Here is a 25,256-nt window from a genome sequence, read left to right as displayed (position 1 = left end):
ACCTCGATGGATCCGGACGGGCCGAAGTACTGGTTCTTCTCCGCGAGAGTCTCGATCCGCAGGACGCCGTCGGCGTAGTCGACCGTGGTCTGCTCGGCCGCCTTCACGTCACGGCTCTTTGCGGCGTTGGCGGGCCGGACCTCGACGGTGGTGTCGGCCCGGTCGGCGGCGATGAACTGGACGCGTCCGGCGGGGATGTTCAGGACGGCGGAGATCGGGGCGGGGGTGTCGAACTTCTGCATGATGTGCTCCTTGTGCGGTGTGTTTCGCTCTATGGCCTCCACCATCGCCGACCGCTCTGATACCGGGCTGTCGCCGTCCTGACACCGCCGCTGACATGGCCCGGAACTCCCATGGCTACGGTGATCCGCCAACCGCCGGTCCAGCGAAGACGCGCGGGGTCATTCGTCGTCTGGATCTGCCGGCTCCACGGTCGGTGCGATCTGCAGTGGTGCCGCGGCCCCTCCGGCGATCTCGCGGCCTTGATTCAGCGTGTAGTCCAGCTGCCTGGCCAGGTGCGGAAGGCTCGCCGGAGGTAGATACCCGTCAGCGCCGGCGTCGAGCAGTCGCCGGACCGGGCCGTGGTACTGGACTCCGAGTTCGTGGTCCTCGATTTCGGTGACGATGACGCGAGCTTTCGGGAACATCGATCGGAGCGATGCGATCAGCTGCGGGCTGCCTGGCGGCACCAGCAGCACATCGGTCGTTGCCGGAGCCGCATGCATGTCGAGCACTACGTAGTCCGCCCCGAGCTGGGTGGACAGCGCAACCCGAGCCGCGGTCGACAGCTCCATCGCGGTGGCCACGACTGTCACGCTCTCGTAGTCGATCGGTGCTGGTTCGTCGGTCTCATCCGGCGCGTCGCGATCGACGATGGCGCCTTGGACCACGTCAACGGTGCTGGAGATCGTCGCGATCGACGCGCCGTCACGCGTGAGGACCACGTTCTCACCAGGCTCGAGGGCGTCGATGAGCGCCACGATGTCGTCAGGAAGGCGGGTCACGTCGATTCGCTGCGTGGAGCGTGGGGCGCGTTTGCGGGTCACCATGCCCTCTCTCATCGTTCCATGTCCGCGCCCATCGACGGCGGCGCGACCTACTCGAAGAGCGAGCGGCCCCAGTAGTCTCCCGCGTCCCTGACGCCGGGCGGGCAGGCGAACACGCCGCTCGAGACATGCTTGATGTACTCGTTGAGCGCGTCGTTCTTGGCCAGGTTCATCTGGACGGGCACGAACTGCTTGCGCGGATCCCGCTGGTAGGCGATGAAGAAGAGCCCCGCGTCCAGGCGGCCGAGCCCGTCCGAGCCGTCCACGAAGTTGTAGCCGCGGCGGAGCAGGTGCGCGTTGCTGTTGGAGCTCGGGTGCGCCAGCCGCACGTGGGCGTCGGCCTTGATGTGCGGTTGCCCGTCCGCCCCCTTGGCCGCGAAGTCCACCGCGTCGAACTCCGCCTGCTTGCCCAGCGGCGCGCCCTCGCCCTTGTTCCGCCCGAAGATCTGCTCCTGCTCGGCGAGCGACGTGCGGTCCCAGGTCTCGATCGCCATGCGGATCTTCCTGGTCACCATGTACGTGCCACCCGCCATCCAGGCGCTGCCGTCCTGCGCGGCGGCCCACAGCTGGTCGCGGAGCAGGTCGGCGTCCTCGAGCTTGAGGTTGTTGGTGCCGTCCTTGAAGCCCATCAGGTTCCGGGGGGTCGCCTGGGCCCGGGACGTGGACGACGTACGGCCGAAACCGAGCTGCGACCAGCGTACGGACACCTTGCCGAAGCCGATCCTGGCCAGGTTGCGGATGGCGTGCACGGCGACCTGGGGGTCGTGGGCGCAGGCCTGTACGCAGATGTCCCCGCCGGAAATTTCGGGAATGAGTTGTTCCCCCGGGAACTTCGGCAGGTCGGCGAGGGCCGCGGGGCGCTTGCCCGCCAGCCCGAACCGCTCGTCGAACAGCGACGCCCCGAACCCGATCGTCAGCGTCAGCCCGGAGGCCGGCAGTCCGAGCGCCTCGCCCGTGTCGTCCGGCGCCGCCTCGGGCGCGCCGCCCACCGCCCCGAACGACCCCGCCTCCTTGCCCTGCGTCAGCCGCGCCGCCGCGGCCGTCCACTCCTGCAGCAGCTCGACCAGTTCGGCCCGCTTCTTCGTGATGACGTCGAACGACACGAAGTGCAGCCGGTCCTGCGCGGGCGTGACGACGCCCGCCTGGTGCTCGCCGTAGAAAGGGAAGGGGTCGGAGATCGAGGCGGCGTGCGCGGCCGGTGCCTCGTCGAGCAGCGTGTTCGAGGCCACGACCCCGGCCCCGACCACCGCGGCGCCCGCCGCACCCAGCCCGAACAGACCCCTACGGCTCAAACTCATGGTCGCCTCCCCGCTACTTCGCGACGGACGGAGCGATCTTGCTGATCGGCTCGGCCAGCGCGTTGATCGCGTCCGACAGGGTCTTCAGCTCGGCCTTGGACAGCTCGTTGTGCAACTTCCAGCCGTCGCCCTTCTGGTGCGCGTCGAGCGCCGCCTCGGCCGCGGCGAACTTCTGGTCCAGCGTCTTGACCAGGTCGGGAGCCCGCTCCTCCAGCACCGGCCGGAGCGCCTGCACGGCCGCCTTGGAGCCCTCGAGGTTGGCGTCGAAGTCCCACAGGTCGGTGTGCGACCAGATGTCCTCCTCGCCGGTGATCTTCCCGGTGGCCACCTCGTCGAGCAGCTCCTTGGCGCCGTTGGCCAGGTTCAGGGGGGTCAGCTCGGCGGCGTTCGACTTGTCCACGATGGTCTTGACGTCGGCGATCAGCTTGTCGGCGATCGGGCCGTCCTTGCTGACGTCCTTCTTGATCCACAGATCCTTCTCGATCTTGTGGAAGCCGGTCCACTCCTCGCCGTCGGCCAGATCCGCCTCGCGGGCGTCGATGGCCGGGTCGAGGTTGCCGAAGATCTCCGCCACCGGCTCGATGCGCTCCCAGTACGTACGCGCGACCGGGTACAGCTCCTTGGCCTTGTCGACCTTCTCCGCCTTGACCGCGTCCACGAACTCCTGCGTCTTGACCAGCAGCGTGTCGCTCTGCGCCTTGATGTACCGCTTGTAGCCGGCGACGGCCTCGGCGAGCTTGGCGTCCTCGTTGAGTGCCTTGTGCTCGCCGGTCACTTTGAGCGCGTTGCGGATGCCCTTGCCGATCATGCCGGGCTTGCACACCGTCTCGTACGCGCCCGCCGGCAGCTCGGCGATGAGCTCCCTGGTGAGCCCGGGGACGATGTTCTCGAGTTCGGCCATGACCCGGTCACCGGGGGCGTACACGTAGAACTCGGTGACCTTGCTGCCGCCGTTCGTGATCGAGAACGTCGTGGTGCCCGCGGTCACCTCGGAAGCGGCGACCTTGCACTCGGTGTCGGACGCCGCCACGGTGATCTTCCCGGGCGCGGCGGATCCGGAGGGGGCGGCGGCGCCGCCCCCGGAGCCGCAGGCGGCCATTGTCGTGAGGGCGAGCACGCCGAAGGACAGGCGGATTGCGGTACGCATGATGCTCCTGTTCAGGCCGCGGAGGAGGCGGGCGTGGGCGTGGTCTTCACTCGCGAGTCACGCAGGAAGAAGAAGAGTGTGGGCACGAGGTAGCAGACCCAGGCGATGACCTCGGCGACGCTGGGCTGCGGCGTGATGTTCAGCATGCCTGACAGCAGCTCGCCGTACCAGGAGGTGGGGGGCAGGATGGAGCTGATGTCAAAGGCGTACGTGCTCAGGCCCGGCAGGAGGTTCGCCTCCTGGAGGTCGTGCACCCCGTACTTGAAGATGCCCGCGGCCACCAGGATCAGGAGCAGCCCCGTCCAGGTGAAGAACCTGGTGAGGTTGATCTTCACGGCGCTGCGGTAGAGGCCCCATCCGAGGAGCACGGAGGTGAGCAGCCCCAGGCTGATGCCGATCAGCGGGTCCGCCGAGGCGGTGAAGCCCTGCACGGAGGCGAAGAAGAGGATGGCCGTCTCCAGCCCCTCGCGGGCGACGGCGAGGAACGCCATCACGACGACCGCGAACGAGCCCATCTCCAGCGCCTCGGAGAGCTTGCCCCGCAGCTCGCCGGAGAGCGCGCGGGCCGCCCGCCGCATCCAGAAGATCATCCACGTGACGAACACGACGGCGAGCAGCGAGGTGATGGCGTCGAACAGCTCCTGTCCGGTGTGTCCGAGGTTCGCCGCGGTGAACGTCAGCAGCGCCCCGAACCCCACGGACAGCGCGACGGCCGCACCCACTCCCGTCCAGACCTGCGGGAGCTTGTCCTTACGGTCACTTTTGACGAGGAAGGCGACCAGGACTGAGACGACGAGTGTCGCCTCGAGACCTTCGCGCAGTCCGATGAGGTAACTGGCGAACACCGTCACTCCCAGTAGCTGAAGATTTGCTGAGCTAAGCCTTACCTAAATTAGGGCAGGCGAAGCATACCTAGCGCAAGAGCTGGAAGCGACAGTGTGCGGGGTATCACGTCAGCAGGTCTGGTCATCCCTTCGTCGCGCCGGCGGTGAGGCCACCGACCAGGTGACGTTCCGCGACGGCGTAGAACCCGAGCGCGGGCAGCATGGCCAGGACGAGGTAGGCCAGGATGCGGGCGGTGTCGGAGGCGTACTGGCCCTGGAACTGCTGGATGCCCAGCGGCAGCGTCCAGCTCGACTCCTCGTTGAAGACCACGAGCGGCAGCATGAACTGGTTCCAGCTGCCCACGAGCGCGAGGACCGAGACGGTGGCGATGGCGGGCCTGGCCATCGGCAGCAGGATCCGCCAGAAGAACCCGAACGGGCTGCAGCCGTCGATGATGGCCGCCTCCTCGATCTCGCCCGGGATGCTGCGGAAGAAGCCGCGCAGAATGATGATCGTCAGCGGCAGGCCGAAGGCCGCCTGCGTGAGGATCACGCCGAATGGGTTGCCCAGCAGGCCGAACGAGCGCAGCAGCACGAAGATCGGCAGGATCGCCACCGCGAACGGGAACATCAGCCCGGCCGTGAACAACGTGAAGAACAACTCCCTGCCGCGGAAGGCGAACCGGGCGAAGACGAACCCCGCCAGCGCCGACACCCCGACGGTCAGCACGGTCGTCAGCGCGGCGATGAACGTGCTGTTCCACAGCTGCAGCCAGAACGAGTCCGAGCCGAGCACGTCGGTGTAGTTGGCCGTCAACCAGGTCCGGGGCAGCCCGAGCGGGTTCTCCGACAGCTCGCTGGTGGACTTGAACCCGCCGATCACGGCATAGACCACCGGGATGATGACGAACGCGCCGACGATCCACGCGACCAGGTGCAGCGGCAGGGTGTTCCGCCGCGGCGTGGGCTGCTTGCGGCGGATCATCGGCTTGCGGGCCATCGGCTTGCGGCGGATCATCGGCGGCCTCCCATCGAGGTGGTCGCGCCCGCCAGGTCGCGGCGCATCACGAAACGCTGATAGACGAGCGCGAAGACGAGGCTGAGCAGGAACATCACGACGCTGATGGCGCTGGCGTAGCCGACCTGGGAGCGTTTGAAGCCCCAGTCCATCATGGTGACGGCCATCGTCTCGGAGGAGTGCGAAGGTCCGCCCTGGGTGAGGATCCAGACCAGGTCGAAGAGCTGGATGGTGTAGATGACGGACAGGAAGACGCTGATCCGGATCGTCGGCCCGAGCAGCGGCAGCGTGATGTGCCTGAACGTCTTCCAGCTCGTGGCGCCGTCGATCTGGGCCGCCTCGATCAGCTCGTTCGGGATGTTCTGCCGCCCGGCGAGATAGATCATCATGTGGAAGCCGAAATATTTCCAGGTCATGACGAGGAAGAGGGACGGCATCACGGTGCCGGGGTCGGCCAGCCACTCCGACTCGATCCCGAACACCGACAGGACGTGGTTCGCCATGCCCGACCCCGGCGAGAGGATCAGCGAGAACAGCACGCCGGTGATGACCTCGGAGAGCACGTACGGCGCGAAGAACACCACCCGGTAGAGCGCTCGCCCGCGGATGCGCTGGTTCAGCAGCATCGCGATGGCCAGCGAGAACGGCAGCTGAACGAAGATCGACAGCAGCACGAGGACCAGCAGGTGCCACAGGTCCTGGCCGAAAATTTCGGTCTTGAACAGCCGGGTGAAGTTGTCCAGCCCGATGAAGTTGGTCGGCAGGCCGCCGAACCCGTTCCACCTGAACGCACTGGCGTAGAACGCCACCAGGATGGGCGCGACGACGAGGAGCAGGAAGAGGACCAGGGCGGGCAGCAGGAACAGGGCGATGGTCACCCAGCGGCCGCGCCGCCTGGCAGCAGGGGCGGGGGCCGGAAGCTGAACCGCCTCCGGCCCTGTGATGAGAGTGGTCATCCTTCGCTCTTGGCCACTTCGGTGATGGCCTTGCCCACTTCCTCCGGCGTCTTCGTACCGGCGATGAGCTCGGCCACGCTGTCGTTGACCTGCTGGCCGACGGCGGGCGGGTAGGCCTGGTCCAGGTAGAGCTGGTAGCCGCCGGCCGCAGCCAGCAGGGTCGCCACCTGCTTGAGGTTGGGGTCCTTGACCGCGCTCTCCTCGCCCTTGAGCACCGGCAGCACGCCGCCGGCCTCGACGGCCTTGGAGTGGTTGCCCATCTCGGTCATGAACTTCACGAAGTCCAGGGCCTCCGCCGGGGCGTCCGCGCCCACGGCCAGGCCGCCGCCACCGCCGAACGCGTCGTTGATCGAGCCCTTGCCGCCCTCGACCGCGGGGAAGGGGAAGAAGCCCAGGTCGTCGCCGAGCCCCTTGCCGGAGTCCTTCTGCACGGCGGGCGCCCACTGGCCCATCAGCTCCATGGCGGCCTTGCCGTTCGAGACCGTGGCCGACTGGCCGTCGGGGGTGGAGTACGCCGCGCCGAGGAAGCCCTTCTGGAACGGCTGCAGGTCCGCGAGTGCCTTGACCTGCTGTCCGGCGGCCACGAAGTCGGGCTTGGTGAAGTCGTGGTCGACGGCCGCCTGCTTGAGCGCCGGCAGACCGGCGATGCGCATGGCGAGGTAGGCCCAGTAGTAGTGGCCCGGCCACTTCTCCTTGCCGGCCAGCGCGATCGGCGTGACGCCCGCCGCCTTGAGCTTCTTGACGTCATCGAGGAACGCCGACCACGTGGCGGGCGGCTCGGTGATGCCCGCCTTGGCGAAAAGTTTCTTGTTGTACCAGAAGCCGACCATGCCGATGTCGGTCGGCAGGCCGTACGTCTTGCCGTCGAGCTGGTACGCGCTCAGTGCCGCGGGCGTGAAGTTGGGCAGGACGTCGGCGACGTCGGCGGAGATGTCCTTGACCAGCCCCGCCTCGATCTGCTGCTTGAGCACGCCGCCGCCCCACGTGGCGAAGATGTCGGGGGCCTTGCCCGACTGCGTGATCGTGGTGAGCTTGGCCTTGTACGCGTCGTTCTCCAGGACCGTGGCCTTGATGGTGACGTTGGGGTGCTTGGCCATGTACTCCTTGGCCCGCTGCGCCCACAGCGACTTGAGCGGCTCAGCCGTCGACAGGTGCCACCATTCGAGCGAGACCTTGGCCGGCGAGCCGCCCTGCTGAGGAGCCGTACTGCTGCCCTTGTCGCCGCCACTGCCGCAGCCGGCTATGAGCACTGCGGTCGCGATCAACACCAAACTGCGTTTCATTCCGGGGTCCCTTCCTCAGAAGCGGCCCGGCGCTCGCTCACAGGTGTGAGCTGCGCCGGAAGAAAGTTTCGTAAGTTCCCCGATAATTTCGCTGCCTGGATCGTAAGTAAGTGGCGCGTAAAGCGTCAACACCTCGAGTGGGAGCGATCCCAAACCGAAACTTTCGGCTAAACTCCCGAACGTGTCAGCGAAGCGGCGGGTGACGATCGCACTGATCGCGGAGGAGGCCGGAGTCTCCATCCCGACGGTGTCCAAGGTCATCAACGGACGTCCAGAGGTCGCTCCGGCGACCCGCCATCGAGTCGAACGACTCCTGCAGGAGCACGGTTACCAGCGGCGCATCAGCCAGGACGACACGCCGGCGGGCCTGGTCGACCTGGTGTTCGCCGAGATCGAGTCGCCGTGGGCCATGGAGATCGTGCGCGGCGCGGAGGGCGCGGCCCACGAGGCGGGGGCCAGCGTGGTCATCTCCGTCCTGCATACCCACGCGGGCCCGGGCCGCGACTGGCTCGAACGCCTGGCCGCCCGCAGGACCGACGGCGTGGTCATCGTCGCCTCCCGCCTGTCCACCGGCATCCAGGCCCAGCTCAGCGCGCGCTCGCTGCCGTTCGCGGTGGTGGACCCGGAGGGCGAGCCCGCCCCGGGCGTCGTCTCGGTGGGAGCCACCAACTGGAACGGCGGCCTGGCAGCGACCCGCCACCTGCTGGAGCTCGGCCACCGCCGGATCGGCATGATCAGCGGCCCGACCGACATGCTCTGCAGCCAGGCCAGGGTGGACGGCTACCGGGCGGCCCTGGAGACGGCGGGGGTACCGATCGCGCCCGAGCTGATCCGGCGCGGCACGTTCCTGGTGGAGTCCGGCCACGACGAGGGCCACGCGCTCCTCTCGCTGGAGCAGCCCCCGACGGCCATCTTCGCGGGCAGCGACCTGATGGCGTTCGGCGTGTTCGAGGCCGCCCGCCAGCGGGGGCTTCGCGTGCCGGAGGATCTGAGCGTGGTGGGCTTCGACGACCTGCCCCTGTCGAAGTCGGCCTGGCCGCCCTTGACGACGGTACGCCAGCCGCTGCAGGAGATGGCGGCGCTGGCCACGCGTACGGTGCTGGCGATGGGCCGGGGGGAAGCGCCGGAGACCAAACGCGTGGAGCTGGCCACGGAGCTGATCGTCCGAGACAGCACGGCCCGGTACGAGTAAGGGGTCGGGTAGGTGGGCCAACGCTCACCCACCCGTCGCCCTGTTACCGAGTGAGCCTGCTGGACCCCGCCCCGGGCCAAAGGTCTTCCCCAGAGAGGCGCTTCGCGCCAAGGGGCTCAGGCGTGCTTTTTCAGGCGCCTGGCGGCGCAACCCCCGCGCCTGGCGGCGCCATCGCCCACCCGGGACCCGGTTACCGGCTTGGCCTGCTGGAGCCCACCCCGAGCGGGCCTCGCTGCCGCTATGTTCTGGCGCCACCGTTGAGTGAATCCATGGGCGACGTTAGAGGAAGACGGAGTTGGCTCGTCGGTCGGGACACACGGCTGGCCCGCTACCGAGGGCAGAGGAATGTGGTTGTGGGGTAACCGGCAGTCAGCCGAGGGAGCCGGGGCGCAACGAGTCGGGCGCAGGTGGGGCAGGCCCTGATTTCGACGGCTGCGAGGTGCGGTTGACCTCCACCACTCTCTATGCCTCGTTGTTCCGCTACGACGATGACATCCTGGTCAATCAACATGCGTACGGAGAACCGGCGTCAGCCAACCCCACCTTCCACTTCCACCGCCTTGACGGCGGGACGATAGCCGACCACTACATGTCATCGTTCGAGCGTGTCTGGGCCGGGGCCGTGCCATGGTCCGGTGCAGAGATCTGAGAGGCGCCTCATGGGACGAGTCGAGTACTGGAACGATCCGGACGCCCCGAAGGCGAACAGCCTGGTACCGGCCTGTGGCACGGTCACAGTGGACGACGCAGGGCGCATTCTCATGCAGCGCCGACGCGACACCGGCCAGTGGGCCTTGCCCATGGGCAAGATGGAGATCGGCGAGACGCCGTCCCAGTGCGCCGTGCGGGAGACTGAGGAGGAGACCGGCGTCCGCGTCGAGCCGGTGCGCATCCTGGGGATCTACTCGGACCCTGGTCATATCGTCGCCTACACCGACGGCGAGATTCGCCAGGAGTACGAGGTGATGCTGATCGCCCGCCCAGTCGGCGGCCGGCCGGAGGCCAACGACGAGGCCAGCGACGTTCGCTGGGTGGACCCGGCCGACCTTCGCTCTCTGGACATCCACCCCACGCAATGGCGGCAGCTCAACGACTACCTGGAACGCGCCTATCCCCACTTCGATTGACCGGACGTGGTTGTGCCGGGGCTCAGCGCGAAGCCATGATCAGCGGCTGCTGCCAGAGCAATGCCGGCCAGGCGACGGCGGAATTGGTCCATCAGGCGGCTTGGCGCTGCAGTTCGGGGAAGCGGTCCAGCCACAGGACGCGAACTCGTGGTGGCAGGATCAACTCCGGCCAGAGGCGCCGCAGGAGTGAGGCGTTCAGGAAACGCCGCAAATCGTCGGGTGTGGCGCTCTCTCGGATCACACGCATGTACATCAACCGAGCATTGCCAACCTGTTCCAGGTCATAGCTGTGCTTTGGGCCCCAGTCGAGGTGATGGGGAAGTGAGACGACACCTCTGATGGGCCCGACGAGTTCCTCCAACGTCTCGGGCACGATGTAAGGGCGGACTGCTCCGTATCCCCCGGCCTCCATGTCACCAGTGTGACCATCCGAGTTCTAATGCGCAGGTCGATCTGCCGATGAGGTTCAGCGACGGAGGACTACGGCTCGTGGCGAGTTGATCGAGCGCCCCAAGGACGACGTCGCCAGCGCCCGAAGAGGTCGCCCAGGCTATCCTCATCGCACAGGCCGACGATGCGTCCGTTCGGAGGATCGCGGAGTTCGGCAGCGAGCAGGCATGCGATAGAGCGGTCCCCGTACCACAAGTCGATGAAGTCAGCGTCATCCGTGTCATGCGCGTGTGGGTGGTCGAAGGCGTCGAAACGGATCTCAACGTCTGGCCCCAGGCCGGACAGCGTTTGCCGGACCTCCCGCAGCCAAGGCGGCATCGAACGAAGACCCGGCAAGAGCTGGAACCCGCCACATGCTGTCGCCGCTGTTGGGCAACCATGACCTTGGTGCGTTATTGTCCCCCGCGTCGGCCTACCACCGAGTAAGCAAACGGAGAATCCGTGGCGCAGGCACCACGTGCGGAGATGCGCCTCCACATCAGCGTCTTCCGCGTCGGGGCGGTTTTGGCCGCCTCCGCGCCGGTCATCCTGAAGACGTCCAAGATCAGTGCAGCAGAGCTGACCATCGGAGTCTGCAATGGAGTCACCGGTGCCGGCCCCTTCCTCCTGACGGTCGGCCCATGGGGGCAACTGCTGTCATGGGCCGAACTCCTGCTGCCCGCAGTATTGGCCGGCCTCCTGCTGACCGCCTCGCGCCGGACCACGGTCCTCGGAGTTACGGCGGTCTGCATCGTCGCCGCGCTCCGGCTGTGCTCGATCTTCTTTCCGCCCGAGGCCAGCCATCCCGGGGCCGGCCAGTTCCTTCCCTACGCTGAGCCCTGGCCTGCGATGGCTTGTTACGTGGTGGCCGTCATCGCGCTGCTCTTGGCCGCACGTTCACCCCTCCCTCGGACACGACGGGCGCGACCGGCAGTTGTCTTCTGGGGGTTGGCCATGGCGGCGTCCGTGTGGACGACCGGCCGATTATCTCTCGTGAACGGCGAGTCCATCTCCTCTGGATGGTTCGCCTACACGCAGTCCATGGAGTTGCTGTGGAAGCAACCCTGGGGGTGGTCATGCAAGGCCGAGGTGGATGGGATGCTGATCGTGCTCATCGCCTTGGGGGCAGCGGCGAGCACTGTGCTGATGGACCGGATGCGGAGCCTTGCCGTACTGGCCACCAGCGTGCTCCTGGTGCTCGCCGCCTTCGAAGGGTTCCTGATGGCACTCATCTTCTCCATCAATGATCGCCTGGCGACGGCGATCCCACGGATCCAGTGGCACCTGCTCGCCGCGGCAGCGCTCGTCATCGCGACCGCATTGTGCAAACGAGCACCGTCGACCAGACCTGAAGTGCCTCACTCGTCGTAGAGACAGCAAACCTGTCGCCGTCAGCAAGTTCCCGGCCTGCCGTTTCAGGACGGAAATCTCTTTTGTCGTTCAACAATGTCGATTCGGGCGGTCGGCGCTCGTGTAGGGGGTGATGGGCCGCCACTGGGGGCGGTCCGCAGGAGCGAAGGAGACATTCCGGTGCGTTCGATCACCGTCACCATGAACATCAGCCTGGATGGCGTCGTGCAGGGCCCGGGTCGTCCCGATGAGGACACCCGCGGAGGCTTCACGCACGGCGGCTGGGGGGCCTGGTACCAGGACGAGGTCTTGGCCCAGGAGATGGCCAAGGGCATGAGCGGTACCGGCGACATGCTGCTCGGCCGCCGCACCTGGCAGGACTTCATCACCGCGTGGGCGCACCGCGAGGACGGCAACCCGTACACCGCCCGTATGAACGCCGTCACCAAGTACGTCGCCTCGGCCTCGCTTGACGACGCGAGTGCTTGGCAGAACTCGGTGCTGCTGCGTGGCGACGCGACGCAGACGGTCGCGGAGTTGAAGGCGCAGGACGGCAACGACCTGGGCATCGTCGGCAGTGCAGCACTGGTGCGCAGCCTGCATGCGGCCGGTCTGATCGACCATTACACGTTGGTGATTCACCCGCTCACCCTGGGCTCGGGTACACGGATGTTCGAGGGACCGGCGCCGTTGACCCACTACCGTCTCACCAGCAGTGTCACGACCACGAAGGGTGTCATCGTCGCCCACTACGACCGCCGCTGACAGTTCAGGTCCATGGCTCGGCCGGTGAGCCACGCGTTCATGCCCACGTTGAACGTCGTCCTGAAGGGTTGTTAGCCTCCGCGCATGTCAGATCTAGGACAGGTGGCCTGGCCGCCTGAGCTGATCCGGACCGAGCGGCTCGTGCTCCGTGAGCCCGAGGCACGGGACCGTACAACGTTCATCGAGCTGTTCGCCTCGCCAGAGGTGCACACCTACCTCGGCGGTCCCCGCCCGCGTGACGAGCTTGAGCGTGAGATGCCCGAGGTGCCCGCGCGATGGCCCGGGAGTTTCGTCGTCGAGCTCGACGGGGCGATGATCGGCCAGATCCTGCTCAGGAGAGCAGCCGGGCACGCTCGCCCGGCTGCTGTGGGGAAAGCCGATCTCGGTTACCTGTTCCTGCCGAAGGCCTGGGGGCAAGGGTACGCCGCCGAGGCGTGCGCGGCGGCACTCGACTGGTTCGACGGCGTCCTTCCCGGCGAGCCGGTGGTGCTCACCACCCAGAGCGCCAACGTCGGCTCGATGCGCCTCGCGGCGAAGCTGGGGTTCACCGAGGTCGAGCGGTTCCAGGCCTGGGACGCCGAGCAGTGGCTCGGCCTGCGGCCCCCGGCCACGTGATGGGGCTACGTGATTTTGGCTCCGACGCTTTCCCTGGATGCTGTTGGTGATCTTCACGAGGCTCGGCGGGGAGAGCCACGCCCACTTCTCCTACCCCGGCTGTGTCATCCCGCTGGGCCGACCGCGTACGCGCGTACGATCGTCTGCGTCAGCCCGCCGCCGGAGCCGTCCTGAGCCGTCACGCGCAGCGACACGAACCCCGGCGTTGCCGGGTTCCGCACCAGGGCCGTCCACCCCGCGCCGGACGCCGCCACCGGAACGGCGTGCCAGGTCGCCCCGTCGTCGGCCGACGTCTCCAGCCGCAGCCGCTTGACCGGCCCGGCGCCTTGGCCGCGTTCGACCCAGATGGGCAGCCGGGTGAGCGAGTCCGGCCTGGCCCGGTTGGCGTCGTCGAGCCCGTCCGGGGCGTACCGCACCGCCATCAGCGGAAGCGGCCGCCGCTTCGCCGTGCGCGACGAACGGAACGTCCAGACCGCCTCTACCTTCGTGGACAGCACGGACTGCCTGCTCATGGACGTGCTCAGTGTGTACGAGGCGGCCCCGGCGGGCAGTTCGGCACGCAGCTCGCACCGCTCCGGCAGGGCGATCAGGCAGTCGGTGATCCCGGAGGTCGCGAGCACCTTGCCGTCGCCCGCGAGCGTGACGGTTCCGGTCGCGGACACGTCCGTCCCGGCCCTGCCCGCGACGCCGTCGGCGAACAGGCCGCCCCCGGCGAACACCAGCTCGTCCCCGGTACGGCTGCCGCCGCCCCGGCTGAGCGACGGTCCGGCCACCGCGGTGTTCCAGGTCTCGCTCGTGTGCCCGGGCCGGACGGCCTCGCCCTCGTCCACCAGCACGTGGTCGTCGATCTCCAGCCCGCTGTCCCACACCAGCCCCGGCGTACGGTAGAAGGTGAGCGTGCCGGGCAGCTTGATCACCTCATCGGTCGAGCTGGTGTATGACGCCGGTCCCGTCCCGAGGCGGGGTGCGAAGAGCGGCGAGCCCGTGTCACCCGTGGCACGGTAGGCCGCGGTCACCTTGGCCAGGTCGTTCCGTTTCGTGTCGTACACCGGGTTCTGGGTGATCCCGTCGTCGTGGCGGGCGGCCACGTCGTAGACGACGTCCTGGTTCTGCCACACGCTCCTGATCGCCGAGCGCAGGCCCTGCTGGCGCACGGGCACGACGTACGTCCCGCCGGAGCGCCGGTAGGTGGACCAGGCGAGCTCCCAGGGGCCGTTGGCCAGATACACGAAGCCGCCGTAGATCGGTTTCGCCGCCGGGTCGTCGATGGTGGCGCGCACCTCCTTGCCCTGGCGGGCGTCCAGCGTCACCTTCAGGTCGGCGGCGACCGTGAGCGGGGTGTGGGCGATCGTGCTCCTGTCGTTCTCCCACGTCTCCGAGAACAGGTTCCACTTCCCCTTGGTCAGCCGCAGGGTGGCGGTGCCGTCCCTGAACGACACGTCGCGGAAGGCGCCGGTCGCCTCGTCGTAGACCTGCGCGTACGGGTCAGCGGGCCGTCCTTGCGCGTCTACGGCGTTCACGGTCACGTCGTACGACTCGGGCTCGACGTACGCGCCGGCCGGGGTGCGGATCACGGTCTCGCCCGACCTGGCGGTGATCACGCCCGGGTGCTTGCCCGTGGACGCGCCGCGGGCGTCGATCGTGAGCGTGACCGGCGCGCTGCCCCCGGCGGGCACCTCGACCCGCTCGGCGGACAGCTTCAGCACCTCGCCCTCCGCGGTCAGGTCGAGGGTGATCGGGGTGTCGCCGCTGTTGACATAGGTGAGCGTGCGGGTCGCCACCTGCTCACTGCCGGCGGGCGTCCCGGTCGGTTCGCCGTTCGAGGGCGTCCCGGTCGACGTCTGCTCGCCGTACGGGAAGGCCGCCCACAGCGTGCCGGGTTCGGCCGTCACCGGCTGGGCCAGGGCGCGCACCAGGTCGACCAGGCCCGCGCCCTGCTGGTACAGGGTCGCGTCCGGCTGCGGCGCGGCGCTGCCGATCAGGGCGGCCTTGAGGCGCTGCCCCGTCCAGTCCGGGTGACGCTGGGCGAGGATCGCGGCCGCTCCCGCCACGTGCGGAGCGGCCATCGAGGTGCCGCTACGGGCCACGTGCCGCCCGCCCGGCGCCGCCGCCACGATGCCCACGCCGGGCGCGGTGACGTCCGGCTTGATCGCGTGGTCGCCGTCGCGCGGACCCCTGCTGGAGGAGGGCGCCAGGCGATTGGCCCGGTCCACAGAGCCCACGGCGAGCGCGGCGTCGGCGCCGGCCGGGCTGAGCAGCGGGCTGGCGCCGGTGTTGCCCGCCGCCACCACGAACAGCGCGCCGGTACGCTCCGACAGCGTGTTCAGCGCCTGCTCGACCGGGTCCAGGTCGGGGGTGTCAGGCGCGCCGAGGCTCATGTTGACGACCTTGGCCTTGACCTCGACGGCAGCCCACTCCATCCCGGCCAGGATGGCGGACTCGAACATGCCGCTCGCCCCGCCCACCTTGGCCACCGCGAGCTTCGCGTCCGGCGCGACACCCCTGTACGTCTCGTCCACGCTCGCCACGATCGAGGCCACATGCGTGCCATGGCCGGAGAAGTCCCGGACGTCGGCGTCCTCGCTGAAGTTGCGCGACTGCGTGACCACGCCCTTGAGGTCGGGATGATCGGGATCGTAGCCGCTGTCGAGAACGGCGACCGTGACCCCCTTGCCCGTCATGCCCTGCTTCCACGCCTGAGGGGCGCCGATCTGCTTGACGCTCTGGTCGAGGGCGAAGGAGCGCTGCCCGTCCAGCCAGATCTTCGTGGCGGCGGTCGTACGGGCGCCGCCGGTCAGGTCCTTCCACGTCTGGACCGCGCCCGACTTGGGCACGCGCACCGCGGTCATGCCGAGACCGGCGAGCCGGCGCTCCTCCCGCGCGCCCCCCAGCCCGCCTCCCTGGACGATCAGTGGGAGGTCGTTCCTGTCGGCGTCGCCGTAGTGCCAGCTCAGGAGCTGGGTGACGTCGAAAAGGCGCCGATCGAGCCTCCCCTGGGCGATCAGCGGCAGGGCGTCGGAGGGGATCACGTACAGATGGCCTCCGTGCACCTGCCGCATGAACCCCACGTCCCTGCCCGCGCCCAGCTCGACCCGGTATCCTCTCCCGGCCACGATGACCCGGTCCCCGGTGAGCAGCGTCACCGCGTTCGCCCGGGCTTTGCTCGTTTGCGTGGTGTTCGTCTGCGCCCGGTTCCCCCCGGTCGCGGACGCCGGGAGCGGGGCCGTCGCCAGCAGAGCGGCGGCCACCGCCACGCGGAGGATCATGAACCGCACCCCTCTTTCCGCAGGATCGTCCTCAGCAGCTCTCCGTCCATCGGCGTCTCGCTCACGACCAGGTCCGCCGTGCCGTACGAGGCCAGCCCGCCGCCCGTCACGTACATGGAGTCGGGCACCGAAGCAGTGACCCGCGCGTCCTCGCCCCGCTCGCCGGGCCGCTTGACGGCGTACTCCCTGACGCTCACCCCCATCTCCTTCAGCCGTCCCCGCACCTCGCTCACCGGCCGGTTGTAGAACGGCTGGCAGTGCAGGGGCTCGCCGTCGTCGTTCAGACCGGCGCCGGCCTGGTATTCCTCTCCGGGACGGCCCTCACGGCCGAGCAGGATGTCCGCCTGGGCGGTGAAGTCCTTGGCGATGGTGACGCCGATCGGGCACTGCCGGTAGCGCCCGCACTGTTCCGGCCGGTCGATCGTCTTGATCTTGTCCGCGTACGGGAAGGGGCCCTTCGCCCAGCCGGGCGTGTCGGTGGAGATCTCCCCGACGAGGCTCGGGCTCACCGGCACGACCTTCAGCGAGACCTTGAGCCCCAGCCCGCGCAGCCTGCTCTCGTACACCTCGGGCTTGGCGTACAGGTCCTTGACCTCGATGACGTAGTGGTCACCCTCCTCCTTGACGTCGAGCGCCGCGGCGGGGGATGCGGTGAGGAACGTGGGCAGCGCCCAGGCGGTGACGGCGACCGCCGCCGCGATCGGCAGCGTCACCGCCCACCTCCTCTTCTTCGGCGGCGCGGCGTCGTCCATGATCTGGGTCAGCATCTGCCGGGCTCCCGGCGTCAGGCCGGGTCCGGGGTCGGGGGCGAGGCTCTTGACGATGTCGTCGACATCGGTGTTCACGCGTTCTCCTTGGCGAGGTTCACGGCGCGCGGGCCGTACGTGGTCAGGTCGGCGTCGGCGCGGGCCAGTTCGACGGCCAGCCGCTTGCGGGCGCGGTGCAGGCGCTGGCGGGCCGCCGTGGGGGAGCAGCCGAGCACTTTGGCGATCTGCGGCGTGTCGAGCCCCTCCCAGCCGGCCAGGGACAGCAGTTCTCTGTCGTCGCCGGACAGGCGGGCGAACGCCTTCCGGGCCGCTTCGGAGGCCGTGTTCACGACGGTGCCGGTCCAGTCGGCGAACTCTTCGCGCAGGCGTACGGTCAGCGCCGCCCTGCGGGACTGGCCGCGCCGGTGATTGGCCAGGGTGCGCCTGGCCACGCCGTAGAGCCACAGCCGGGCCTCGTCGTCGTACGGCACGTCGGCCAGCCGCCGCCACGCCGTGGTGAACGTCTCGGCCAGCACGTCGGCGGCGTCGTCGGGATCTTCGGCACGGCGGCGTACGTAGCTGGAGACGGCCGCGTAATGCTCGGTGTAGATCTCCTCGAAGCGCCGCCGGGGCTCCGCTGGTCCCACGTCGTCGTCCTTCCGGTACAGGAATGTCACATGCCGGTAAATGTCCGGCACTTGATGGGTGTGACAGCGATCGCTCGGCTTTCGGGGGCGAATCGCGGACGTGGCCTTCCCAGGCGGTCAAGCGAGAGGGCATGCCAGAACTCAGGCCGGTATTTCGCCGATCTCGTAGGAGAGGCCGACGTAAGAGTTGTCGGCTTCGTACTGATAAATCCCGATCGGTGCCTTTTGATGCCAGGGGCGACGGGGTCGCCCGGCGGCCGCCCTCGTGTGGGACAAGGGCGACCGACGGACTCAGCTCATTGGCTGGGGCGTGCTCAGACGGCTCCCTGCCGGCGGGTCGCGTCCTGCCGCAGGTCCTTGGTGGCCGAGCGGTATGCCCCGGCGACGCGGGTGAACATGTCCAGCAGCAGCGGCACCTGCTCCGCCCCATAGTGCATGGCCAGCGCATCAAGGTGCCGCCTGGACGCCGCGCAGGCCGCGTCGTAATCGTCCATCCCGCCCTCGACCAGCTCCACCGTGACCATGCGCCGATCACGCTCGCCACGCACCCGCCGTACGTACCCGGCCTTCTCCAGCCGGTCGATCAGCCGGGTGGTCGAGGCGGACGGCAGGCCGAGCTCCTCGGAGATCGCTCCTACGGCGAGTGGTCCGCGCGTCTCCAGCAGGATCGTGGCGGCGACGTCGACCGGTTGCAGGCCGAGCCGGTCGGCGACCGCCTCGTTGTGCAGCAGGATCGCCACCAGGAACTCGCGGAAGATCGCCTCTTCCGGATGCTTGTGGGTCACTCTGCCAACCTACTCCAGGGCGATGTATCTTCGAATCGAAGAGACTCCGATTTGGAGGAAAAGATGGACATACTCGTCATAGGCGCCGGGGTGGGCGGTCTGGCTGTCGCGCGCGGGTTACTGGCCGCCGGTCACCGGGTGCGGCTCTACGATCAGGCGCCGGCCCGGCGGACGGGCGGCAAGGCGCTGCTCGTCTGGAGCAACGGCAATGCCGTGCTGGACGATCTCGGCGTCAGTCTGGAGGGCGTCGGTGCCCGCATCGACCGGATCGACGCGCTGACCTCCGGCGGCCGGCTGCGCACCAGCATGGACATCGCCCACGCGACCGACCGGTACGGCTTCCCCACCCAGGCGGTTCCCCGCCGTTGTCTGCTGGAACGGCTGGCCGACGGGCTGCCCGACGGCATCGTCCACTACGGCCTGGCCTGCCGGAGTGTCGCGCAGGACGGCGGCCGGGTCACGGCGACGTTCGCCGACGGGTCGACGGCCACCGGTGACGTGCTCATCGGAGCCGACGGCCACCACTCGGCCGTACGGCGCACCCTGTGGGGCGACGGTACCGTGCGACCGGCCACCTTCGGCACCTGGCAGGGACTGAGCCCGATCGACATCGAGATCACCGACACGACCCGGCATCTGATGATCAGTGGGCGCGAAGGCGCGTGCGGGCTCATGCCCGCCGGCAAGGGCCTGCTGCAGTGGTGGTTCGACGTGCGCTGGTCGCCAGGCGACCCGCGGCCCGCCGCGCCGCTGGCCGAGCTGCGGCGCCGGTTCGGGCACTGGGCCTCGCCCGTCCCCGAGGTGCTCGCCGCCGCCACCGAGGACGACCTCGAGTTCTTCGGTCACCACTGGAACAAGGTCCCCGAGGTCTGGGGCGAGGGCCGCATCACGCTGGTCGGCGACGCCGCCCACACCATGCCGCCCACCCTGGGGCAGGGCGCCAACCAGACCCTCGAGGACGCGTGGGTGCTCGGGCGCGAGCTCGCCGAGGAAGGCGACGATCCGGCGGTACGGCTGCGCGCCTACGAGAAAGCCCGCTACCCGCACATCTCCCTGGTCTCGCGGCTGGCCAGGCGCAATCCCGCCAACTGGCGCGTCCCGCCGCTGATCGCCCGGTTGGTCCCGGAGACGTACCAGACCGCCATGCTCGCCCGCTTCAGCAACCGCCTCACCGCGACCGCCAGGTGATCACCCTCGTATGAGCCGCTCAGGCGAAGTCGGCCGCGTGATCGGCCGCCCATTCGGCGAACGTGTGCGCGGCACGCCCCGTCACCTTCTCCACCACCGCCGACGTCTGCGCGGGGACGCCGTCGCGGGCCGCCCACTGCCTCATGGTCACCTCGACGCCGATCGGCGGCATCGTACGGCCCAGCTCCTCCCGCGCCTCCTCGGCCGAGATCACTTCGATCGCTATCGTGCGGCCGATCGCCTCCCCGATGAGCTCGACCTGCCGCCGCAGCGTGAGCGACTCCGGCCCGTACACGGTGTAGGCCTGCCGCTCGTGCCCCGGCTCGCGCAGCGCCGTCACCGCGAGCGCCGCCAGGTCCTTCTCGTGCACGGGAGCGGTCTGCGACTCCGGGTACGGCAGGCGCACCGCCCCCTTGCCCCGGATCGGCTCACGCCACCACCACAGCGTGTTCGTCGCGAACATCCCCGGCCGGATGAACGTCCAGTCCAGCCCTGACTCCTCCAGGGCCGTCTCGACGGCCCGATGCTGCAGGGCGATCGGATTGCGGTCGGCGCCCTTGATCACGACCGCCGCGGACGACAGCAGCACCACCTGCCGCACCCCGGCCGACCTGGCCGCCTCGGCGAAGCCCGCGACACCGTCCGGCTTGGCGTACACGAACACCTTCGCGGCGCCCTCCAACGCGGCCGGCAACGTCTCGGGACGCTCCAGGTCGGCCGCCACGACCTCCGCGCCCGCAGGCAGGCCGCCCTTCTCCGGATCCCGGCTCGTCACCCTGACCCGCTCACCGGCCGCCAGCAGGCCGGCGGCGACATGGCGCCCCACATTGCCCCGCGCCCCGAAGACCACCATCACCATCGCGACAACAACCTCCCTCAGTCCTCGGCCTCGCCGAGGAGCTTGACCAGCTCGCCGTGCAGCCGGCGCCGTATCTCCGGCGACAGCGGATCGTCGCCGAAGATGTCCCGTACGAACTGCGGCATCGTGATCGGCGCGAACACCACCGAGTAGGCGACCAGCAGCGCGAAGGCCGGATCGACCCGGCCGGCGACCTCCCCGGCCTCCTGCCGCCTGCGCATCCGCTCCAGCGCCGCGGCCATCCTGGACCGTTGCGCCTCCATGTGCCGCCGCCCTTCGTCGGCGTCGGCGAACGGGCAATCGCCCAGTGCCTGCCACACCACCAGCCGCGCCCAGTCGGGGTCGTCGAGCGTGCGCGCCAACTGCGCGCCGATCGACTCCTCGAAAGAGGCGTCGGGCGCCGACGGCTCCTCTTCTTGCCGACGCCGCCGCAGCTCCTCCAGCAGGCCTTGTTTGCCGCCGAAGTAGTAGGAGATCAGCTGCTGGTTGACGCCGGCACGGGCGGCGATCCCGGCCGTACGCGCGCCGGAGTAGCCCTTCTCGCCGAACTCGCGCACGGCGGCCCGCAAGATCCGCTCCCGGGTCTCTTCCGCGGCCTTGCCGCGCTCGTCTGGGCGCGGCGCTCTACGTGGCGCCATGCGGGAGACGGTAATCCATCAACCATTCGATTGACAAGTATCATTCAATTGGTTGAAGGAACAAAGCGCTTCAGTGCCTCCTTGCTGTGCTCGACCGCCGCGTTCCCGCGCGCCAGCATGTCCTCCTGGTATTCGGCCAGCGCCGAGCGGAGGTCCCGCTCGCCCCGATGGACCTCGGCCAGCCGTTCGCCCAGTCGCAGGGCGTCCTGGATGGCGGTGTTCGCGCCGTTCCCCCCGCTGGCCAGGGTCAGGTGGGCGGCGTCGCCGAGTAGCGTGATCCGGCCCGCCGGCCAGGGCGGCACGGGACGGTCGTAGACCTGGGCGCGGCCCACGGCGCTCATGTCGGCCGAGGCCACCAGGTCGCGCAGGTCGGGGTGCCAGCCGTCGATGAGCTCCAGGACGAGTTCGCGGGCGTCCGGGAGGGTCTGCCGCGCTCCCGGGTGTTCGGGGGGCACGATCAGCACCCAGCGTACGTAGCTGTCCCGGTAGGGCATGTCGAGACCGGGAACGAGCTCGGCGGCGGCCTCCGAGGGCTCCCTGCCGAACTGCATGCGGCCCAGCATCAGCGTGATCCCCGGACCCTTGACCATGGTGCCGCGGCCGGGCACCAGTTCCAGGAAGCGGCCGGTGATCGGGGTGCGGCCCATCGCGCCGCTCAGGTCGGTGTCGACGTAGCCCACCTCGGGGGCCACGTGGCGGCGGACCACCGAGTTGCTGCCCTCGGCTCCCACCAGCACGTCCCCCACGGCCTGCGTGCCGTCGGCGAAGCGGGCCGTCACGGTCCCGTCGGACTCGTCGACGCCGGTCAGGCGCTTGCCGTGGGTGACCCGGTCGCCGAGACCGCTGAGCAGGATCCGCCGCAGCACCTGCCGGTCGACCGCCCTGGCCTCCTCAGGTCCGGGCAGGTCGCGGCTGAGCAGCGTGAGGTGCTCGTCGAAGAGCAGGCCAGGCCCGTCCAGGCTGCCGCTGGTCGCCTCCGCCAGCTCGTACAGCCGCTCGGGCAGGCACGCGCGCAGCCCCTCCCATCCGAGCGGCGACAGCCCGATCCGGTAACCCTGGAAGCGCTCGCCGCTGCCGTCGTCGGCCTCGTACACGTGTACGTCGATGCCCGCGCGTAAGAGCCCGTGCGCCAGCGTCAGCCCGCCGAGGCCCGCCCCCGCGATCAGCACCCGCTGTCCGTTCATGTCCGTCCTCCCGGTCCGACGTGAACAACGTTCACGTGTACATTGTTCACGTACGCGGAGCCGGGTTGTCAAGGAGTTCACATGGGGGAGCGGCGCGGGCAGGTCCTGCAGGCGGCGATCGAGCTGCTCGACGAGGTCGGCCTCGACGGGCTGACCATGCGCCGCCTGGCCGGCAGGCTAGGAGTGCAGGCCGGCGCGCTGTATCGGCATTACCCCAGCAAGCAGGCGCTGCTGGACGCCATGGTCGCGCACCTCGTGACCCCGCCCGACGGTGCCGCCCCGCCGCTCGAAGGGCCCTGGGACGAGCGGCTGCGCGTGATCGCCATCGGCATCCGCGAGCTGATGCTGGCCCACCGGGACGGCGCGCGCCTGCTGTCGACGTTCCAGCAACCGGGGGACGAGGCCGTGGCCGCCTTCCACGGCCTCATCGCCGCCCTGGCCGCCGCGGGCATCCCGGCGGAGCTGGCTCCGGTGGCCGTGGACACCGTCATGGCCTACGTCAACGGCTACACGACCGAGGAGCAGGCCCGCAAGGTCGGCCACTGGCCCAAGGAGCAGCGCGACACCGCCTTCCGTGCGGGCCTGGAGTTGATCATCGCTGGGGTCAGGAGCACGTCAGGGGCTCAGGCGCCGGGATAGCCAGGCCAGGGCGAGCGGATAGCGGTATTCGATGGCGCCGTGCCCGGCGTCGAAGAGCTCGAAGTAGATCTTCTCGTCCGGTACGCTCGCCGCCTCCAGCGCCCGGCGGAACGCCACCGCCCCGAAGTCCAGGAAGTACTCGTCCTTGTTCCCGGCGTCCACCCAGATCGCGCGCATCGAACGGAGGGCCTCCGCGTAGCGGGGCTCCCCGGCCATCACGACCGGATCGCGGGCGAGCCAGCGCGACCACACCTCCGGCACCACCGCGCCCGTGTCGTCGAAGGGCACGTGCACGGTTCCGTCGGGGTCGGCCGAGTACGCCGCCGAGTACGCGTACATCTCCAGCAGGTCCAGATCCCCCTCCTTGGTCCCGGCCAGGCGGCCGCGGAAGTCGGCGAGGAACGTGTCGTACGAGCCGTCGTACATGTCGCGCAGCCTGCGCGCCAGCTCGGGGAACGAACTGCGGTTGCTGACCTCGAACAGCGCGTCACCGGCATGGGTGGCCAGCGCCCCGAACACGTCGGGTGCCAGCATGGCCGTCACCATGGCGCCGTAGCCGCCGCTGGACTTGCCGGTGACCGCGCGGTGGTCGCGGTCGGCGATCGTGCGGTAGCGGGCGTCCACCCACGGGACGACCTCGTCGCGCAGGTAGGAGTGGTAGCGGCCGGTGGCGGGGGAGTCGAGAAACTGGCTGCCGCCGAGCGCCGTCCACGCGTCGACGTACACGACGATCGCGGGGTCCGCCTCCCCGGAGGCGAACACGGCGTCGGCGAGCTCCGGGAACGGCCGGCGGAACGGCGCCCGGTTCAGCCACATGGCGACGTGGCCGGTGTAGCCGAGCAGCACGTAGATCGAGGGGTAGCGGCGGCCGGGCTCGTCGTCGTACCCCGGCGGGACGTACACCAGCACCGGGCGCTCGTGCGGGTCACCCAGGGGGTTGCCGCGCAGCAGGGCGCTGTCGATGACGTCATGGTCGAGGCGGCCGGCCAGTTCGGCGGACCAGGGCAGCATGAAGAATCCTGTCGATCGACTCAGCCGACGGACGGGGTCACCGTGTCCACGCCCGCCTGCGTGACAGCACGGCCGGAGACCAGGACCAGGGCGAGGTTGCGCAGGTCGGCCAGGCGGGTGAGCGGGTCACCCGCGACCGCGATGAGGTCGGCCCGCTTGCCCGCCTCCAGGCTGCCGGTCACCTCGCCCACTCCGCAGGCGTCGGCGGCGCGCACGGTGGCCAGCTCGACGATCTCCGCGTTGCCGTAGCCGACCTGCGCGAACACCTCCAGGCCGCCGACGTACCCGTCGGTGGGGTTGGCCACGCCGGCCGAGGCGAACCCGGCGTCGGTCCCCGCGATGAGCCGGATCCCGGCCTCCCGCATGGCGGCCACGCTGTTCAGCCAGGCGTCGAGCATCTCGGGCCCATGGCTCTCGCGCATCCGCCAGAGCGCGCCGTGCACGGTGGGGCACACGTACGTGCCGGCGGCCGCGACCAGATCGGCCAGTTCGGCGTCGAACTCGTGCCCCGACGGCGTGAAGAACGTGCAGTGCTCGATGGTCGTGACGCCCGCCTCGACGCAGCTGCGGATCGACGCGTGCGCGTGGGCGTGCGCCGCGACGCCCTTGCCGCGTGACGCGGCCTCCTCCACGACGACCTTGAGCAGGTCGGTGCCGTACTGCTGCGCCCAGCTCGGCGGCGCGCCCGGCGTCATCAGCCCGCCCGAGGCCATCACCTTCAGGCAGTCGGCGCCCGCCCGGAGGTTCTCCCTGGCGACGCGGCGGATGGCGGGCTCGTCGTCGGCCTCGCCGCCCATGTACCAGCAGTGGCCGCCGGTGATCGTGATCGGCCTGGTCGCGGCCACGATGTGCGGGCCGACGGCCAGGCCCTCCTCGACGGCGTCGCGCAGCGCCAGGTCGAGGAAGCCGCGCGAGCCGAGGTCGCGGCAGGTCGTGACGCCCGCGGAGACGAGCTTGCGCGCGTTCTCCGCCATGCGTAACAGCAGGTGGTGATCGCTCTCGGGGCTGCGCCGCGTCACCGGGTCCACCTTGGCGTCGAATCCCAGGTGCACGTGCGCGTCGATCAGCCCGGGCAGGACCGTGTGGCCCGGCAGGTCGACGACCTCGGCGGCGTCGCCCCCGCTGCCGCGCGGCCCCACAGAGACGATCTGGGAGCCGTCGATGAGGACCTCGCCGTCCGCGATCACCTCTCCGGGACGTCCGGTGAGCACCTGTGCGGCGCGGATGATCCTCATGCACCCGA

The 25,256-nt window shown here is 69.5% G+C and carries 25 protein-coding genes and 1 pseudogene; 8 read left to right on the top strand and 18 right to left on the bottom strand.

Translation table 11 applies throughout. The features are described from left to right. From AB0J64_RS36765 to AB0J64_RS36730, 8 genes and pseudogenes are all read right to left on the bottom strand, one after another. A pseudogene (locus AB0J64_RS36765) lies at window positions 1-242 on the bottom strand (hypothetical protein); the annotation flags it as partial. A 159-nt stretch (window positions 243-401) separates the two neighbouring features. Continuing rightward, entirely contained in the window at window positions 402-1,049 is a 648-nt protein-coding gene (locus tag AB0J64_RS36760; protein WP_364037776.1) for a hypothetical protein, read from the bottom strand. Between the two features lie 47 nt (window positions 1,050-1,096). Then, window positions 1,097-2,344 (bottom strand): iron uptake transporter deferrochelatase/peroxidase subunit, encoded by a 1,248-nt coding sequence (gene efeB / locus AB0J64_RS36755; protein ID WP_364037773.1) that lies wholly within the window; start codon window positions 2,342-2,344, stop codon window positions 1,097-1,099. Between the two features lie 13 nt (window positions 2,345-2,357). After that, window positions 2,358-3,491, bottom strand: coding sequence for an iron uptake system protein EfeO (gene efeO, locus AB0J64_RS36750; protein ID WP_364037771.1), 1,134 nt, complete (start codon window positions 3,489-3,491; stop codon window positions 2,358-2,360). Window positions 3,492-3,502: 11 nt separating this feature from the next. Continuing rightward, window positions 3,503-4,336 carry an iron uptake transporter permease EfeU gene (gene efeU, locus AB0J64_RS36745; RefSeq protein WP_364037768.1) on the bottom strand — a complete coding sequence of 278 codons (834 nt, stop codon included), beginning with the start codon at window positions 4,334-4,336 and terminating at the stop codon, window positions 3,503-3,505. 121 nt (window positions 4,337-4,457) lie between these two features. Beyond that, window positions 4,458-5,333 carry a carbohydrate ABC transporter permease gene (locus AB0J64_RS36740; RefSeq protein ID WP_364037765.1) on the bottom strand — a complete coding sequence of 292 codons (876 nt, stop codon included), beginning with the start codon at window positions 5,331-5,333 and terminating at the stop codon, window positions 4,458-4,460. Beyond that, a complete protein-coding gene (locus tag AB0J64_RS36735; protein WP_364037762.1) occupies window positions 5,330-6,289 on the bottom strand; it encodes a sugar ABC transporter permease in 960 nt (319 codons plus the stop codon). Before AB0J64_RS36735 ends, AB0J64_RS36740 begins: the two co-directional genes overlap by 4 nt. Further along, window positions 6,286-7,572, bottom strand: a complete 1,287-nt coding sequence (locus AB0J64_RS36730) for an extracellular solute-binding protein (RefSeq protein ID WP_364037759.1) — start codon at window positions 7,570-7,572, stop codon at window positions 6,286-6,288. Before AB0J64_RS36730 ends, AB0J64_RS36735 begins: the two co-directional genes overlap by 4 nt. A gap of 181 nt (window positions 7,573-7,753) precedes the next feature. Between AB0J64_RS36730 and AB0J64_RS36725 the strand changes: the two genes are divergently transcribed. From AB0J64_RS36725 to AB0J64_RS36715, 3 genes are all read left to right on the top strand, one after another. Next, a complete protein-coding gene (locus AB0J64_RS36725; protein WP_344987235.1) occupies window positions 7,754-8,764 on the top strand; it encodes a LacI family DNA-binding transcriptional regulator in 1,011 nt (336 codons plus the stop codon). A 445-nt stretch (window positions 8,765-9,209) separates the two neighbouring features. Further along, the gene (locus AB0J64_RS36720; RefSeq protein ID WP_364037756.1) at window positions 9,210-9,413 is read left to right on the top strand and encodes a hypothetical protein; all 204 of its coding nucleotides are present in this window, start codon (window positions 9,210-9,212) and stop codon (window positions 9,411-9,413) included. Between the two features lie 10 nt (window positions 9,414-9,423). Continuing rightward, the gene (locus tag AB0J64_RS36715) at window positions 9,424-9,891 is read left to right on the top strand and encodes an NUDIX domain-containing protein (RefSeq protein ID WP_364037753.1); all 468 of its coding nucleotides are present in this window, start codon (window positions 9,424-9,426) and stop codon (window positions 9,889-9,891) included. 91 nt (window positions 9,892-9,982) lie between these two features. Here the strand turns inward: AB0J64_RS36715 and AB0J64_RS36710 are convergent, their stop codons facing one another. Continuing rightward, window positions 9,983-10,303 carry a hypothetical protein gene (locus AB0J64_RS36710; protein WP_364037750.1) on the bottom strand — a complete coding sequence of 107 codons (321 nt, stop codon included), beginning with the start codon at window positions 10,301-10,303 and terminating at the stop codon, window positions 9,983-9,985. Window positions 10,304-10,782: 479 nt separating this feature from the next. On the opposite strand from AB0J64_RS36710, the gene AB0J64_RS36705 reads away from it, so the two are divergent. From AB0J64_RS36705 to AB0J64_RS36695, 3 genes are all read left to right on the top strand, one after another. After that, window positions 10,783-11,691 (top strand): hypothetical protein, encoded by a 909-nt coding sequence (locus AB0J64_RS36705; RefSeq protein WP_364037747.1) that lies wholly within the window; start codon window positions 10,783-10,785, stop codon window positions 11,689-11,691. A gap of 159 nt (window positions 11,692-11,850) precedes the next feature. After that, window positions 11,851-12,435 carry a dihydrofolate reductase family protein gene (locus tag AB0J64_RS36700; protein ID WP_364037744.1) on the top strand — a complete coding sequence of 195 codons (585 nt, stop codon included), beginning with the start codon at window positions 11,851-11,853 and terminating at the stop codon, window positions 12,433-12,435. Between the two features lie 84 nt (window positions 12,436-12,519). Further along, window positions 12,520-13,050, top strand: coding sequence for a GNAT family N-acetyltransferase (locus tag AB0J64_RS36695; RefSeq protein WP_364037741.1), 531 nt, complete (start codon window positions 12,520-12,522; stop codon window positions 13,048-13,050). A 104-nt stretch (window positions 13,051-13,154) separates the two neighbouring features. Here AB0J64_RS36695 and AB0J64_RS36690 read toward each other — a convergent pair whose 3' ends face one another. The 4 genes from AB0J64_RS36690 to AB0J64_RS36675 all read right to left on the bottom strand — a co-directional run bounded on the left by AB0J64_RS36690 (window position 13,155) and on the right by AB0J64_RS36675 (window position 18,494). After that, window positions 13,155-16,316, bottom strand: coding sequence for a S8 family serine peptidase (locus tag AB0J64_RS36690; protein WP_364037738.1), 3,162 nt, complete (start codon window positions 16,314-16,316; stop codon window positions 13,155-13,157). Then, complete coding sequence (locus tag AB0J64_RS36685) at window positions 16,313-17,161, bottom strand: hypothetical protein (protein WP_364037735.1); 849 nt, start codon at window positions 17,159-17,161, stop codon at window positions 16,313-16,315. Before AB0J64_RS36685 ends, AB0J64_RS36690 begins: the two co-directional genes overlap by 4 nt. Beyond that, on the bottom strand, window positions 17,158-17,709 hold the full coding sequence (locus tag AB0J64_RS36680; protein WP_364037732.1) for an RNA polymerase sigma factor: 552 nt from the start codon (window positions 17,707-17,709) through the stop codon (window positions 17,158-17,160). The genes AB0J64_RS36685 and AB0J64_RS36680 overlap by 4 nt, the downstream gene beginning before the upstream one ends. A 314-nt stretch (window positions 17,710-18,023) precedes the next feature. Continuing rightward, the gene (locus AB0J64_RS36675; RefSeq protein ID WP_364037729.1) at window positions 18,024-18,494 is read right to left on the bottom strand and encodes a MarR family transcriptional regulator; all 471 of its coding nucleotides are present in this window, start codon (window positions 18,492-18,494) and stop codon (window positions 18,024-18,026) included. Between the two features lie 63 nt (window positions 18,495-18,557). On the opposite strand from AB0J64_RS36675, the gene AB0J64_RS36670 reads away from it, so the two are divergent. Beyond that, a complete protein-coding gene (locus AB0J64_RS36670) occupies window positions 18,558-19,682 on the top strand; it encodes an FAD-dependent monooxygenase (RefSeq protein ID WP_364037726.1) in 1,125 nt (374 codons plus the stop codon). Window positions 19,683-19,701: 19 nt separating this feature from the next. Here the strand turns inward: AB0J64_RS36670 and AB0J64_RS36665 are convergent, their stop codons facing one another. Genes AB0J64_RS36665 through AB0J64_RS36655 form a run of 3 tightly spaced genes read right to left on the bottom strand, consistent with a single transcriptional unit; the run spans window position 19,702 to window position 22,363 of the window. Next, window positions 19,702-20,541, bottom strand: a complete 840-nt coding sequence (locus tag AB0J64_RS36665; protein ID WP_364037723.1) for an NAD(P)H-binding protein — start codon at window positions 20,539-20,541, stop codon at window positions 19,702-19,704. Window positions 20,542-20,558: 17 nt separating this feature from the next. Continuing rightward, window positions 20,559-21,179, bottom strand: coding sequence for a TetR family transcriptional regulator (locus tag AB0J64_RS36660; protein ID WP_364037720.1), 621 nt, complete (start codon window positions 21,177-21,179; stop codon window positions 20,559-20,561). A gap of 44 nt (window positions 21,180-21,223) precedes the next feature. Beyond that, a complete protein-coding gene (locus tag AB0J64_RS36655) occupies window positions 21,224-22,363 on the bottom strand; it encodes an NAD(P)/FAD-dependent oxidoreductase (protein WP_364037717.1) in 1,140 nt (379 codons plus the stop codon). Between the two features lie 81 nt (window positions 22,364-22,444). On the opposite strand from AB0J64_RS36655, the gene AB0J64_RS36650 reads away from it, so the two are divergent. Further along, window positions 22,445-23,002: a TetR/AcrR family transcriptional regulator C-terminal domain-containing protein gene (locus tag AB0J64_RS36650; RefSeq protein WP_364037714.1), complete on the top strand. Its 558-nt coding sequence runs from the start codon at window positions 22,445-22,447 to the stop codon at window positions 23,000-23,002. On the opposite strand, the gene AB0J64_RS36645 is transcribed toward AB0J64_RS36650, so the two are convergent. Further along, a complete protein-coding gene (locus AB0J64_RS36645; protein WP_364037711.1) occupies window positions 22,979-24,013 on the bottom strand; it encodes an alpha/beta hydrolase-fold protein in 1,035 nt (344 codons plus the stop codon). The genes AB0J64_RS36650 and AB0J64_RS36645 overlap by 24 nt on opposite strands. A 20-nt stretch (window positions 24,014-24,033) precedes the next feature. Then, window positions 24,034-25,248 (bottom strand): amidohydrolase family protein, encoded by a 1,215-nt coding sequence (locus tag AB0J64_RS36640; RefSeq protein WP_364037708.1) that lies wholly within the window; start codon window positions 25,246-25,248, stop codon window positions 24,034-24,036. Between the last annotated feature and the right edge of the window lie 8 nt (window positions 25,249-25,256).

The organism is Nonomuraea sp. NPDC049695, assembly GCF_040674955.1.
Lineage (GTDB): Bacteria > Actinomycetota > Actinomycetes > Streptosporangiales > Streptosporangiaceae > Nonomuraea > Nonomuraea helvata.
This window is presented reverse-complemented; position numbering and strand designations above follow the sequence as displayed.